Origin of the sequence: Leyella stercorea (genome assembly GCF_019052365.1) — a bacterium.
In the GTDB taxonomy this organism is placed as follows: Bacteria; Bacteroidota; Bacteroidia; order Bacteroidales; family Bacteroidaceae; genus Prevotella.
Window position 1 is genome coordinate 46,556 of the sequence record NZ_JAHQUY010000001.1, and the last position, 13,166, is coordinate 59,721.

Consider the following 13,166-nt stretch of genomic DNA (forward strand, 5'->3'; position numbering starts at 1 on the left):
CAACAAACATATAGATAATAAACCTCAAAGAATATGAATACACTCAAGACTATGCTTATGGCTTTGGCGCTCATCGCAGCTCCTGCAGCCATCCATGCGCAGGCGCCGACAGAAGTTCCTGCGGCTAAGGCGACAGACCTCGACCAGAAGTATGCCACCGACCTGCTGAAGGCAGGCGCAGACGCGCCCGACATCACGCTGAACACCATCGACGGCAAGCCTTTCGAGCTGAAAGACCTGCGCGGACGCTACGTAGTGCTCGACTTCTGGGCTTCGTGGTGCCCCGACTGTCGCAAGGACTCACCGTTCATCATGCAGCTCTACAAGAAGTTCGGCGCCAAGGGCGTGGCTTTCGTGGGCGTGTCGTTCGACAAGAATATGGAGTCGTGGAAGAACGGCGTGGCTAAGCTCGGCATCGAATACACGCAGGTGAGCGACTTGAAACAGATGCGTGAGTCGCCCGTGGCTAAGGCTTACCACATCGGCTGGATTCCTACCATCTACGTCATCGACCCGCAGGGCAAGGTGGCGCTCGCCACCGTCGTGTCCGACAAGGTGAGCGCTTATCTCCACTCCGTTTATCCTGACTGCGCCGAGTAGGATGGCGCTTACTATAGACATATTGCACGCATGGTTCAGGCAGTTCAACGCCGATTATTTCGGCGATGAGCTGCCTGTGCCTCGTATTGCACTTTCGAAGGCACGCACCCGACTGGGTACCATGTCGTGCCGCCGCGTGCGCAAGCTGCTGCGTTGGACGTACACCGACTTCACCATACGCATCAGCACCTACTACGAGTGCTCGGAGCGCGAGTTTCAGGAGACGCTGCTGCACGAAATGATTCATTATTATATCGCGTATAAAAACATCTCCGACACATCGTCGCACGGCAAAGTGTTTCGCCAGATTATGCAGCAGCTAAACAACGAGCACGGCTGGAACATAACCATCACGTCGTCGATGCGCAACCATAAGTTAACACCGGTTCAGCGCAAGATTACGGTTGCAAATTATTTTCTCGTGCTTGCCATCGAGCTCGACGATGGCGGGCGTATGCTCACGGTTGTCAACAAGAAGGCGATACGCAAGGTGTACGATGCGTTACGCAACTGTCGTAATATTGTCAACCATCGTTGGTATGTCAGCTTAGACCCTTACTTCCTCGACTTCCCCTGCGTGCGTTCTCTGCGTGCACGCCGCGTTTCTATAGACGTATATAACGAAAAAACGGCTGCAATGCAGCCGTTAGCGTTGAAGGAGCCGTAGAAATGTAGTGTGATTTGTTTGATTTTATCATCGGACGGCGAACGGAATCTGATTGGACGGCGTACGGAATCTGATCGGGCGGCGAACGGAATCTGATCGGGCGGCGAACGGAATCCGATCGGGCGGCGAACGCGATACGATGATAAAACAGTAGCGGAGGCCAGAGACCTCCGCTACTGTTTATAATTCTTATTCGTTTTGGTGCTGCGGAGGCCAGAGACCTCCGCTACTAAACTGTTTACTTTGCAGGCACCTCTGCAAGAGTCTTCTTCACAAGTTCCCAGAACGGAGCGATAGTCTTGATGAGGCAACGCTCAGATGTGGTATGCGGCGAGCGCATTGTCGGGCCGAACGATACTACGTCGAGGTGCGGATACTTGCCGAGGATGACAGAGCACTCCAGACCGGCGTGGTCTACCTGCTCGATAGCCTCCTCGCCGAAGAGTTCGCGGTAGTGCTGCTCCATGAGGTGAAGAATCTCGCTGTCTGTGTTCGGGTCCCAGCCGCCGTAGCTGCCGCTCATCTCCACCTTCATGCCTGCCATCGAGAATGTAGACTCGAGCGTGGTGGCGATGTACTCCTTCATGCTCTCGTTAGCCGAGCGTGCGAGCAACTTGAAGTAAGCGTGACCGCCCTCGATGTCGATGATGGCGAGGTTAGAAGAAGTTTCAACGACAGACGGGAATACAGGAATCATGCGCAGCACGCCGTTGTGGCAGCCGTAGATAGCGTCGAGCAGGTTGTCCTGAATCTCCTCGGGTGTCTCGAAAGCCGGAGTCTCTACGTCCTCTGTGAAGAACTGGATGTTCTCCTCTATAGTGCGGAACTCGTGGTTGAACAGCTTGCGCCATTCCTCTACGTTCTCCTTCAGCGCCTCTACGTTCTCCTTCGGCAGTGTGAGCACCACCTCGCACTCGAACGGGATAGCGTTGCGCATTGTGCCGCCGTGCCATGTAGCCAGACGTGCGCCGAACTCGGCGATTGCCTCATGCACGAAGCGAGCCATGAGCTTGTTGGCGTTGCCGCGGCCCTCGTTGATCTCCAGACCAGAGTGTCCGCCCTTCAAGCCCTTCAGCAGAACCTTAACGGCAGCGTCCTCCTTGTCGGTCTCCACTTCCTTGTAGTCGAGTGTGGCTGTGATGTCGATGCCGCCAGCCGAACCGATTACGAACTTGCCCCATGTCTCAGAGTCGAGGTTGAGCAGGATGTCGCCCTGCAGCTCGTCGCATGGCAGGTCGTTAGCGCCGAACATGCCAGTCTCCTCGTCGGCTGTGATAAGACCCTCAACCGGTCCGTGAACCAGTGTCTTGTCCTCCATAACAGCCATGATGGCAGCCACGCCGATGCCGTTGTCGGCACCGAGAGTAGTGCCCTTAGCACGTACCCATTCGCCGTCTACGTATGTCTCGATAGGGTCGGTCTCGAAGTTGTGTGTCGACTCCTTGCTCTTCTGCGGCACCATGTCCATGTGCGCCTGAAGGATAACACCCTTCTTGTTCTCCATACCTACAGATGCGGGCTTGCGCATCACGATGTTTCCGGCAGCGTCCTTGAAGCCTTCCACGCCTACGCGTGCTGCGAAGTCGAGCAAGAACTGCTGTACTTTTTCAAGATGACCTGATGGGCGCGGCACCTGTGTCAGTGCGTCAAAGTTGCGCCAGATACATTCGGGGTTAAGGTTTCTGATTTCACTCATAATGTTAAGGTTTTAAGTATTATAATATGTTGAGGTGTTGAGGTGTTGAGGTGTTGAGGTGTTGAGGTGTTGAGATATGTTGTTGTGATGTTGAGATGAGATGTTGTGATGTTGTTATGTTGAGGTGTTGAGATGAGATGTTGTTATGTTGAGGTGTTGAGATGAGATGTTGTTATGTTGAGGTGTTGAGGTGTGATGTTGTTATGTTGAGGTGTTGAGATGGTGACAAATGCATATGTCAACTCATCAACATCTCACCACATCAACTCAACAAATCTCACCACATCAACATCTCACCATCTCACCACTTTTTGTCCTGGTAAAGGACAAAACAGTCCATGCGTATACGCCGAGCACCACGACGAGCAGCGTCTGCACCGAGTGGACGATGAGCACAAAGTTGAGCGCATCGACATCGCCTACGCCGTAGAGGATGAGCATTGTCTTAACGGCAAAGTGCCACGGACCGGCACCGTTAGGCGTCGGAACGATGACAGCGATGCTGCCCACGATGAACGTTACGAGAGCGCACGCCATACCAAGGTGCGACGTAGCCTCGAAACAGAAGAACGTGAGATAGTAGTGGAGAAAGTAACTCGCCCAAATGCCCAGCGTGAACGCCACGAACAGCCACGGGTGCTTCACGTCGCGCACAGCCATGATGCCCTGCCAGATGCCACGCACCATAGTGCGCACCTTATTATATATGGCAAAGCGCTGCAGCAGATACCACGCGAGTATGAGCACAGCGACGCCGCAAACGGCAGTCACGGCGTAACCCGCAGCAGAGAATTTGGAGAATATCGACTCGAGGTTGGTGCCCGTCTCTGCAAAGAACGTGTTGAAGACGCGCAGCTGGAAAGCGAATGTAAGGAGAGCGATTAGCATAACAAGAGCCGAATCGATGGCTCGCTCCATGACCACCGTGCCCAATGCTTTCGGAAACGACACTCCGTCGTAGCGTCGCAGTATGCCGCAGCGAGCAAATTCGCCGATGCGCGGCACTATAAGACTGACGGCATACGAGAGGAATATCGAGTTGATGCTCGTAGACGTGCGCGGCTTCTCGCCGATAGGCTCCAGAGTGAGGTGCCAGCGCCAGCCGCGGAACATCTGTGCCAGTATGCCGAACGGAAACGACAGCAACATCCAAGTCCAGTTCATGCCGTGCATGAGGGTGTCAGCCACGGTCTTGAAGTCGAAGTCGCGGTACATCCAGTAAAGGATAAGTCCGCCGAGCATTATCGACAGACCTACCTTTAACGAGTTGTTTATAAGTTTCTTTATTTCCAATGAACCCTTATTTATAAATTGATTCTATAAAGACGGGGGCGTTTAGAATACGAATGTGCGGATGAAATAGTAGCTTACGATACCTGCGATGTAGCCCACGAACGCAATCCATGTGATGCGCTTCATGTACCATCCGAAGGTGATCTTCTCCAAGCCCATTACCACAACGCCAGCAGCCGAACCGATGATGAGCATCGAACCGCCAACGCCGGCACAGTAGGCAAGCAGTTGCCAGAAGATGCCGTCGACAGCCATGTCGCCCGCAGCCGCAACCGAATACATACCCATGCAGCCTGCAACGAGAGGCACGTTGTCGACGATGCTCGAGAGCACGCCGATGATGCCGGTCACGAGATAGTGGTTGCCGTCGAAGATGGTGTTCAGACCGTCGCCCATAGCTGTGAGCACGCCTACCTCAGCGAGGCAAGAGACAGCCATGAGGATGCCGAGGAAGAACAGAATTGTAGACATATCCACGCGAGAAAGCAGATTGGTTACGCGCTTCTGTGTGCCCTCCGTGTCGTGTCCGTGCTGCAAGTGGCTGTAGAACAACTCGGTTGTTGTCCACAGAACGCCAAGCACGAGCAGGATGCCTACGAACGGAGGCAGATGAGTAATGCTCTTGAATACCGGCACGAACATCAAGCCGCCTACACCAATCCAGAACACAGCCTTGCGCTGACGCTCGGTGAGGGCGCCCGCAGTGGTCTCTGCGCTCTCTTTCACCTCAGGCATGTGCAGCTCGCCCTTCAGATGATACTGCAGGATGAACGCCGGAATAACCATCGAAACGAGCGACGGCACGAGAATCTCGCTGATAACGCCCACCGCTGTGATTAGACCCTTGTTCCAAAGCATGATGGTCGTTACGTCGCCGATTGGTGAGAATGCGCCGCCAGAATTGGCTGCTATGATGACGAGCGAAGCATATATGAGACGGTCGTTGCGCTCGGTTACGAGCTTGCGCAGAATCATGATCATCACGATACTCGTTGTCAAGTTGTCGAGGATAGCTGAGAGGATGAAGGTAAGGAACGCGATGCGCCACAGGAGCGCGCGCTTAGATTTGGTCTTCATCACCTTGCGTACCCAGTTGAAACCGCCGTTCTGGTCTACGACTTCCACAATAGTCATGGCTCCCATGAGGAAGAACAGAGTAGTAGAAGTGTCGCCAAGGTGTTCCTGGATGATAGAAGTCACCGCTGCCGCCATGCCGCTGAAATCGCCGGTGTAACCGTGAATAGCGGTAAGATACTGCATTGGATCGAACATGTAGAGTGTCCAGCACGCAACAAACATAAGCAACGCTATGGCTGCTTTGTTCACTTTCAACAGGCTTTCGGTTGCTATGCATGCATAGCCCAGCACGAATGCCACAACAATCAGAATGGTTAGAGTAGTCATGAGTTTTTTTAATTGTTAGCTTTATTTTGTTGTTTATTTGATTAATCCTGTTTATTCTGATCCTTCTGCGTGTCTTTCTTTCTCGGCTTGATTACCTGGCGCTGTGTTATAACGCCGTCGGCATAGTCCTTCGGCGACATGCCTCGGTTGTTTTTGAAGCAGCGGTTGAAGTAGGGTACGTCGTTGAAGCCCACCATGTAGCACACCTCGGTGATGCTGAACTTGCCTTCGCGCAGCAGGTAGCAGGCGCGGTCTACGCGCAGCTTGTTGAGGTATGTGATGTAGGTCTGACCCGTAGCCTTCTTGAAGAATGTGCAGAACGACGAGCGGTTCATGCCTACGTGGTTGGCTATCATGTCGATGGTGATGGCGCGAGCGTAGTTGCTCTGCGAGAACTCCTTCACCTTATTAATACGGTCGTATGTGCGGTCGGTCTCAGAGAAGCTGCCGATTACGATGCCCTCGCTCTCGTGCTTTGAGAGCAGCAGGATGATGCGGAAGACGTATGGCAACAGCTCAGACATCTTCTCGGTACGCATACGAAGCATCATCTCTGTCAACTCCTCCAGCGTCTTGTTGTTGAAGGTGATCACAGACGATACCGACTTCAATTCTTCCAAACGTTCTGTTATCTCGGGGAAAGCGCTCGAACAGCGGTCGATGAATTCAGTCCTGAACGACAGCGTAGCATATTCTACTCTGCCGCGATCATCGGTGTAGTTGTTGTCATACTTCCAGCAATGGGGTATGTGGGGCGGAATGAAAGCGAGGTCACCGTCGCTAAATTCACTTGTTACGTCACCAAGAGTGCGAGTTCCTCTACCATGTACAACATAGGTCAGTTCCCAAGTGTCTTGCTTGTGAAGAGAGATGATATCGCTCGGACTGATTACGACACTATCAAATTTGTATAAATTCATAATATTAATTACTAAATACCTTATTGTTGTTATTATTAGTCTGCAAATATACGGCAAAAAATTCATATTGTTGCAAGTTTTGAGTGTTATAATCGCATTATTAACAATAATAAACACGCAAATATTGTCAAACAAATACAAGACGTTATTGTTTTGTAATAACTTGTTGTGTTAATTGTTGAATAATTGTTAGTAATGTAGATTTTTTTTTATATCTTTGTCTGTAGAATACATTAGTGTATATAAATGCAGACAAAAGACTAACTCTATGAAATATTCGGAATATATAAAGCAAATAGAGATAGACTCGCTGTGGAGCGGCAAGCGACACATCGTGTGGAACCTCGACCGCAAGGTGAACATACTTAGCGGCATCAACGGTGTCGGCAAGAGCACTATATTAAATAAGGTGGTGAGAGGTTTGGCTGCAGGCGGAGAGTTCCCGAGTCACATGCTTAAAGGCGTGAGACTCACCGTTGAGCCTGAAGACGCTCGCTGGATACGCTACGATGTGATACGGTCGTTCGACCGCCCGCTGCTCAATCTCGACGCGGTGGGCAAGCTCAACACGGCGCTTAGCGACCTTACGACAGAACTCGACCTGCAACTCTTCTTCCTGCAGCGCAAGTATCTCGACTATCAGGTGAACATCGGCAACCGTATCATAGCTTGCTTGCAGAGCGGAGAAACAGATGCTGCGGCTCAGGCGCAGAGAATCTCGGCGCCGAAGACCACGTTCCAGAACCTTATAGACGACCTCTTCTCGCAGACCGGCAAGAAGATTGTGCGCACGGAGAACGAGATACGCTTCTCGCAGATAGGCGAGACGCTCACACCATATCAGCTCTCAAGCGGAGAGAAACAGATGCTTGTGATTCTTCTCACGGTGCTCGTCGAAGACCAGCTGCCCTACGTGCTGTTCATGGACGAGCCGGAGGTGAGCCTGCACATCGACTGGCAGCAACGGCTCATCGACCTCATACTCACGCTCAACCCTAACGTGCAGATAATTCTCACCACGCACTCGCCTGCGGTGATAATGAACGGATGGGTAGACCATGTGACGGAAGTTTCGGATATAACGGATTAGAAATGGGCAAGCGTCTTACTGATTGCATAACATCGCAATACATTGGAGCGGCTAACCGACTCGGATCGAAGTCGGCGCGCCGACGCATCGTGGCTTACGTTGAAAGCTACGATGATATATTCTTCTGGCGTTCCATTCTCACACGCTTCGAGAACGAGGAACGCTACTTCGAAGTGTTGCTACCCTCGCGTCTCGAGCACTTGGAGCGAGGCAAGAAGGCGGCGATAATGAGCATGATTGCCGCAGGCGGAGTGGGGCGCAACATGATTGCCTGCGTAGATGCCGACTACGACTATGTGGCGCAGGGCGCTACGTACTCGTCGAAGACCATACTCGACAACCCCTACATCTTCCACTCCTATGCCTATGCAATAGAGAATATGCAGTGTTACGCCCCGTCGCTACACAACGTGTGTGTGGCTGTGACGCTCAACGATGCGCAGAAATTCGACTTCGAGGCGTTTCTCGCCGACTTCTCCACGGCCATCTTCCCGCTCTTCGTGTGGAACGTCTGGTCGTACCGCAATGCTGCGGAGCGCCGATTCACAATCTCCGACTTCATACGCTCCATAGAGATGGGAACTCTATCGCCTGAGAATGCTTCGGCAGCCATAGCCCAACTGCGTAGACGCGTGGCGCATAAGGTGAAGGTGCTGCAGAGTCAGCATCCAGGGGCGAAGGAGAGCTATCTTAGCGTGAAGAACTCTTTGCGCGAACTCGGCATACTGCCCTCTGAAACCTATATGTATATACAAGGTCATCACCTCTTCGACAAGGTTGTCGTGCCGCTGGTGAAGAAGGTCTGCAATACGCTCGTGAGAGAACGCGAACGCGACATCAGCCGACAGAGTGTACACGCTACGCAGCAGCGCAACGAACTCTCGTGCTACTCGTCGAGCGTTGGCAGCGTGGAGTATAGTCTGCGCCGCAACGTTGGATATGTGGCTTCTGAACAGTACAGACGCATAGTAAGCGACCTCGAAAGGTTCTTCAACGATACGTCTGACACCACAACATCACCCCAACATCACAACACCTCACCAACAAATCACACCACCTCACCAACAAATCTCACCACCTCACCATCTCAACATAACACCACCTTTAACGAATACTCACTAACAACAAATACATAAAATGAAGAAAACGACATTAGCTTTAGGCTTATGCCTCGCGCTCGCTACCACAGCAAGCGCACAGAAGCAGGGCGGCATCTCTGCCACAGTGCTTCAGCAGATTGAGAAATCGCAGGGTTCAACCGCAAAGGACAAGGCGTTGTTCAACGCAATGGCTTCAAACAAGATTGACAACCTCGCAAAGAACTTCTCAAACCGCAACACGTTCGACACACACTTCAGCGTAGAAACCGCAAAGCAGTCTATCCACGACCAGAAGAGTTCTGGACGCTGCTGGATGTTCTCAAGCTTCAACGTGTTCCGTTCTGACTTCGCACGCCAGCATGCCGACTCTCTTACGGTAGAGTTCTCTCACGACTATCTCTTCTTCTACGACCAGTTGGAGAAAGCCAACCTTATGCTGCAGGGCGTTATCGACAATGCAAAGAAGCCTATGGACGATGTACGTGTGCAGTTCTTCTTCAAGAGTCCGCTTAACGACGGCGGAACCTTCTGTGGCGCTGCCGACCTCGCACCTAAGTACGGTCTCGTTCCGAAGTCGGTGCAGCCAGAGACATTCTCTGCAGAGAACACTTCAAAGATATCTTCGCTCATCTCTTCAAAGCTTCGCGAGTACGGCTTGGAGCTGCGCAAGATGGTAGCCGACGGCAAGAAGGCACAGGCCATCAGCGCACGCAAGACAGAGATGCTCTCAACCGTTTACCGCATGCTTGCCATGACAATGGGCGAGCCGGTGAAGGAGTTCACATACCAGTTCCGCAACAGCAAGGGTGAGCCCGTAGGCGAACCGCGCCGCTACACACCGGTTGAGTTCTACAACGAGACCGTAGGTCGCCAGCTTGCAGGCACATTCATCATGGTGATGAACGACCCGCGCCGTCCTTATCACAAGACATACGAAGTGGAGTACGACCGCCACGTGTATGACGGCACCAACTGGAAGTATCTCAACCTGCCGATGGAGGACATTGCAAAGCTCGCCATCGCTTCGCTTAAGGACGGCAAGAAGATGTACTCGTCTTACGACGTAGGCAAGCAGTACGACCGCGAACTCGGCTATCTCGACACTGAGAACTACGACTACGCTTCGCTCTTCTCTACAACATTCCCGATGGACAAGGCCGACCGCATCGCTACATACGACAGCGGTTCGACACACGCCATGACACTTTCTGCCGTAGACCTTGACAAGAACGGCAACCCAATCAAGTGGAAGGTGGAGAACAGCTGGGGACCAAACAACGGCGTGCAAGGCTGTCTGGTTATGTCTAACCGCTGGTTCAACGAGTACATGTTCCGTCTTGTTGTAGACAAGAAGTACGTGCCCGAGAACTTGCAGAAGGAGTTCGACCAGAAGCCGGTTATGGTTATGCCTGAAGACCCATTGTTCGGCTTGGACGACTAATACGATTATACTCTAACAAACATTAATATAACACATACACTATGGAACCATTAAAGTTCAACGCACTCCTTAAGTCAACAATTTGGGGTGGCGAGAAGATTATTCCGTTCAAGCACCTTGACGTGCAGCAGGAAAACGTAGGCGAAAGCTGGGAAATCTCAGGCGTGCCAGGCAACGAGACAGTAGTTGCCAACGGCGAGTACGCAGGCAAGAAGCTCAACGATCTCGTACACGAACTTAAGGGCAAGCTCGTAGGCGAGGCGAACTATCAGCGTTTCGGCGACGAGTTCCCGTTGCTTATCAAGTTCATCGACGCACGTCAGGACCTCTCTATTCAGGTTCATCCCACCGACGAGATTGCAAAGCGTCAGGGCAAGGAGCGTGGCAAGACAGAGATGTGGTATCTGCTCCCGTCAGACGCAGACGCTACTCTGCTTTGCGGTCTGAAGCAGCAGATCACTCCGACCCAGTACGCAGAGATGGTTGAGAACGACACTATCTGCGACGCCATCTCACGCTACGACGTGAAGGAAGGCGACTGCTTCTTCCTCCCCGCAGGTCGCATCCACGCTATCGGCACCGGCTGCTTCCTCGCAGAGATACAGCAGACATCCGACGTGACATACCGCATCTACGACTTCAAGCGCAAGGACAAAAACGGCAACTATCGCGAGCTGCACACAAAGCAGGCTGCAGAGTGCATCAACTACAACGTTGAGAGCAACTACCGCACCGAGTACACACCGCAGAAGAACCAGGGCGTATCGCTCGTGCAGTGTCCTTACTTCAACACAGCCGTATACGATCTCGACGAGCCGATGACAATCGACTACTCAGAGCTCGACAGCTTCGTTATCCTCATCGGCTTGAAGGGCGAAGGCACAATCACCGACAACGAGGGCAACACAACAACCCTGCGTGCAGGCGAGAGCATTCTCGTTCCGGCTACAACAGAGACACTGAAGGTAGAGGGCAACGTCAAGTTCCTCGAAACATACGTGTAGTTGTTGGTAACAAGTATTATAAATCTTGATGTAAATCAGCATTTTTGGCTCATTCACTTGGGGGATATAAATTAAATGCGTAACTTTGCATCGTAATATGTTAGAAGAAACCGATTTTCAACTAACTTATAACTGCTTATTTAGTTACAACTACTACTACAAACAAACACAGACGTGCCCCGATGAGATGTCGGGGCACGTTTTATAAAAACATCAACACATAGCAGTTGTAATTGACAACAGCAGCTGAACCCCCAATCGAAACTTGAAAATTTAATCAACTAAATAAATATCGCTATGAGATTAATCATTGAAAAGGACTACGACCAGCTCTCAAAGTGGGCAGCTGAGCACGTTATCGAGCGTATCAACAAGTTCAACCCGACACCCGACCACAAGTTTGTTCTCGGTTTGCCTACAGGTTCTTCACCAATCGGTATGTACCACGCATTGGCTGAGGCTTGCAAGGAGGGTCGTGTTTCATTCAAGAACGTCCTCACTTTCAATATGGACGAGTATGTAGGTCTGCCTGAGTCACACCCGGAGAGCTACCACTCATTCATGGCAAAGAACTTCTTCGACCACGTTGACTGCCCGAAGGAGAACATCCACATCCTCAACGGCAACGCAGAGGATCTCGAGGCAGAGTGCGCTCACTACGAGAAGATGATTGAGGAAGCAGGTGGCATCGATCTCTTCATCGGTGGTATCGGTCCTGACGGTCACATCGCATTCAACGAGCCGGGTTCTTCACTCACATCACGCACACGCCAGAAGACTCTGACAACTGACACTATCGTTGCTAACTCTCGTTTCTTCGACAACGACGTTAACAAGGTTCCGACAACAGCCCTCACAGTAGGCGTTGGCACAGTAATGTCAGCTCGCGAGGTGATGATTCTCGTAAACGGTCACAACAAGACACGCGCTCTCCAGGCAGCTGTTGAGGGTCCGGTTACACAGATGTGGACAATCTCTGTTCTCCAGCTCCACCAGCACGGCATCATCGTAGCTGACGAGGCTGCTACAGACGATCTCAAGGTTAGCACATACCGTTACTTCAAGGATATCGAGAAGAACAACCTTTAAAAAGTAAAAAAGTAAAAGAGTAAAAAAGTAAAAGGTTTTCAAGCTATGAATGTAGCTATGTTTTCTTTTTACTTTTTTACTCTTTTTCTTTTACCTATACTTTCAAATACTTTTATGTTTTGAAACTAAAGAAAGTTCTTTTTACTTTTTTACTTTTTACTTTTTTACTTTTAAAATTATGGCAAATACATTAGAAATAAAGAAGATTTCGACCGCTTCAGTTAGTGCAGCAGATATATGCCGCGTGCTCGACGAGGCGAACATCGGCTTCGTGGCAGTAGACAACCACTGCTGGGCTGAGGCTTTCCCTTACCGCCCCACGATGGAGGTGCGCATGGCGCACAACGGCAAGCAGTTGCTCATCAACTACCGCGTCACTGAGGAGTGCGTGCGTGCAGTGGCTCCGCACGACGACGGCAACGTTTGGGAAGATTCGTGCTGCGAACTCTTCCTCTCGCCCGTAGCCGACGGCACCTACTACAACCTCGAGTGCAACGCAGCAGGCACGTTGCTCATCGGTTTCGGCGCAAAGCGCGAAGGTCGCGAGCGTGCTCCGCAGAGCGTGCTCGACAAGATCGACCGCTGGTCTTCGATGGGCCGCACACCGTTCAGCAACATCGCCGGCGAGCGCACATGGCAGCTCTGTCTTGCTGTGCCCGTTGAGGCTTACTACCGCCACTCGCTCCCGTCGTTCGACGGCCTTAAGGTGAAGGGCAACGTCTACAAGTGCGGCGACATGCTGCCTCATCCTCACTTCCTCTCGTTCTTCCCCATCGACCTTCCGAAGCCCGACTTCCATCGTCCCGACTTCTTCGGTAGTGTGGAGTTTGAGTAGAATACAATCATCTCAGTATAGTATCCG

At 51.7% G+C, this 13,166-nt stretch carries 12 protein-coding genes; 8 read left to right on the top strand and 4 right to left on the bottom strand.

From position 1 onward, the window contains the following. Nucleotides 1–33 precede the first annotated feature (33 nt). Both KTQ90_RS00170 and KTQ90_RS00175 read left to right on the top strand, forming a co-directional pair. The gene (locus tag KTQ90_RS00170) at nucleotides 34–600 is read left to right on the top strand and encodes a peroxiredoxin family protein (RefSeq protein ID WP_217316746.1); all 567 of its coding nucleotides are present in this window, start codon (nucleotides 34–36) and stop codon (nucleotides 598–600) included. 1 nt (nucleotide 601) lies between these two features. Continuing rightward, on the top strand, nucleotides 602–1,267 hold the full coding sequence (locus tag KTQ90_RS00175; RefSeq protein ID WP_217316747.1) for a SprT-like domain-containing protein: 666 nt from the start codon (nucleotides 602–604) through the stop codon (nucleotides 1,265–1,267). 238 nt (nucleotides 1,268–1,505) lie between these two features. Here KTQ90_RS00175 and KTQ90_RS00180 read toward each other — a convergent pair whose 3' ends face one another. The 4 genes from KTQ90_RS00180 to KTQ90_RS00195 all read right to left on the bottom strand — a co-directional run bounded on the left by KTQ90_RS00180 (nucleotide 1,506) and on the right by KTQ90_RS00195 (nucleotide 6,580). Beyond that, nucleotides 1,506–2,963, bottom strand: a complete 1,458-nt coding sequence (locus KTQ90_RS00180; protein WP_217316748.1) for an aminoacyl-histidine dipeptidase — start codon at nucleotides 2,961–2,963, stop codon at nucleotides 1,506–1,508. Between the two features lie 285 nt (nucleotides 2,964–3,248). Beyond that, complete coding sequence (locus KTQ90_RS00185) at nucleotides 3,249–4,256, bottom strand: lysylphosphatidylglycerol synthase transmembrane domain-containing protein (protein WP_217316749.1); 1,008 nt, start codon at nucleotides 4,254–4,256, stop codon at nucleotides 3,249–3,251. Between the two features lie 42 nt (nucleotides 4,257–4,298). Beyond that, a complete protein-coding gene (gene nhaD, locus KTQ90_RS00190; protein ID WP_217316750.1) occupies nucleotides 4,299–5,660 on the bottom strand; it encodes a sodium:proton antiporter NhaD in 1,362 nt (453 codons plus the stop codon). A gap of 41 nt (nucleotides 5,661–5,701) precedes the next feature. Next, the gene (locus KTQ90_RS00195; protein WP_217316751.1) at nucleotides 5,702–6,580 is read right to left on the bottom strand and encodes an AraC family transcriptional regulator; all 879 of its coding nucleotides are present in this window, start codon (nucleotides 6,578–6,580) and stop codon (nucleotides 5,702–5,704) included. 268 nt (nucleotides 6,581–6,848) lie between these two features. Here KTQ90_RS00195 and KTQ90_RS00200 point away from each other — a divergent pair, with 268 nt between their 5' ends. The 6 genes from KTQ90_RS00200 to KTQ90_RS00225 all read left to right on the top strand — a co-directional run bounded on the left by KTQ90_RS00200 (nucleotide 6,849) and on the right by KTQ90_RS00225 (nucleotide 13,139). Beyond that, complete coding sequence (locus KTQ90_RS00200; RefSeq protein WP_022159242.1) at nucleotides 6,849–7,670, top strand: AAA family ATPase; 822 nt, start codon at nucleotides 6,849–6,851, stop codon at nucleotides 7,668–7,670. Between the two features lie 2 nt (nucleotides 7,671–7,672). After that, nucleotides 7,673–8,806, top strand: a complete 1,134-nt coding sequence (locus tag KTQ90_RS00205; protein ID WP_254359249.1) for a DUF4435 domain-containing protein — start codon at nucleotides 7,673–7,675, stop codon at nucleotides 8,804–8,806. A gap of 1 nt (nucleotide 8,807) precedes the next feature. After that, nucleotides 8,808–10,211: a C1 family peptidase gene (locus KTQ90_RS00210; protein WP_022159244.1), complete on the top strand. Its 1,404-nt coding sequence runs from the start codon at nucleotides 8,808–8,810 to the stop codon at nucleotides 10,209–10,211. 41 nt (nucleotides 10,212–10,252) lie between these two features. Continuing rightward, a complete protein-coding gene (locus tag KTQ90_RS00215) occupies nucleotides 10,253–11,215 on the top strand; it encodes a type I phosphomannose isomerase catalytic subunit (RefSeq protein WP_022159245.1) in 963 nt (320 codons plus the stop codon). Nucleotides 11,216–11,512: 297 nt separating this feature from the next. Continuing rightward, complete coding sequence (gene nagB, locus KTQ90_RS00220) at nucleotides 11,513–12,304, top strand: glucosamine-6-phosphate deaminase (RefSeq protein WP_217316752.1); 792 nt, start codon at nucleotides 11,513–11,515, stop codon at nucleotides 12,302–12,304. 178 nt (nucleotides 12,305–12,482) lie between these two features. Beyond that, entirely contained in the window at nucleotides 12,483–13,139 is a 657-nt protein-coding gene (locus tag KTQ90_RS00225; RefSeq protein ID WP_217316753.1) for a carbohydrate-binding family 9-like protein, read from the top strand. Nucleotides 13,140–13,166 lie beyond the last annotated feature (27 nt).

Excerpts from the sequence above, each read along its gene's own strand:
- KTQ90_RS00170 (WP_217316746.1), top strand. The coding sequence starts at position 34 with ATGAATACACTCAAGACTATGCTTATGGCTTTGGCGCTCATCGCAGCT.
- KTQ90_RS00175 (WP_217316747.1), top strand. The coding sequence starts at position 602 with ATGGCGCTTACTATAGACATATTGCACGCATGGTTCAGGCAGTTCAAC.
- KTQ90_RS00180 (WP_217316748.1), bottom strand. The coding sequence starts at position 2,963 with ATGAGTGAAATCAGAAACCTTAACCCCGAATGTATCTGGCGCAACTTT.
- nhaD (WP_217316750.1), bottom strand. The coding sequence starts at position 5,660 with ATGACTACTCTAACCATTCTGATTGTTGTGGCATTCGTGCTGGGCTAT.
- KTQ90_RS00195 (WP_217316751.1), bottom strand. The coding sequence starts at position 6,580 with ATGAATTTATACAAATTTGATAGTGTCGTAATCAGTCCGAGCGATATC.
- KTQ90_RS00200 (WP_022159242.1), top strand. The coding sequence starts at position 6,849 with ATGAAATATTCGGAATATATAAAGCAAATAGAGATAGACTCGCTGTGG.
- KTQ90_RS00205 (WP_254359249.1), top strand. The coding sequence starts at position 7,673 with ATGGGCAAGCGTCTTACTGATTGCATAACATCGCAATACATTGGAGCG.
- KTQ90_RS00210 (WP_022159244.1), top strand. The coding sequence starts at position 8,808 with ATGAAGAAAACGACATTAGCTTTAGGCTTATGCCTCGCGCTCGCTACC.
- KTQ90_RS00215 (WP_022159245.1), top strand. The coding sequence starts at position 10,253 with ATGGAACCATTAAAGTTCAACGCACTCCTTAAGTCAACAATTTGGGGT.
- nagB (WP_217316752.1), top strand. The coding sequence starts at position 11,513 with ATGAGATTAATCATTGAAAAGGACTACGACCAGCTCTCAAAGTGGGCA.
- KTQ90_RS00225 (WP_217316753.1), top strand. The coding sequence starts at position 12,483 with ATGGCAAATACATTAGAAATAAAGAAGATTTCGACCGCTTCAGTTAGT.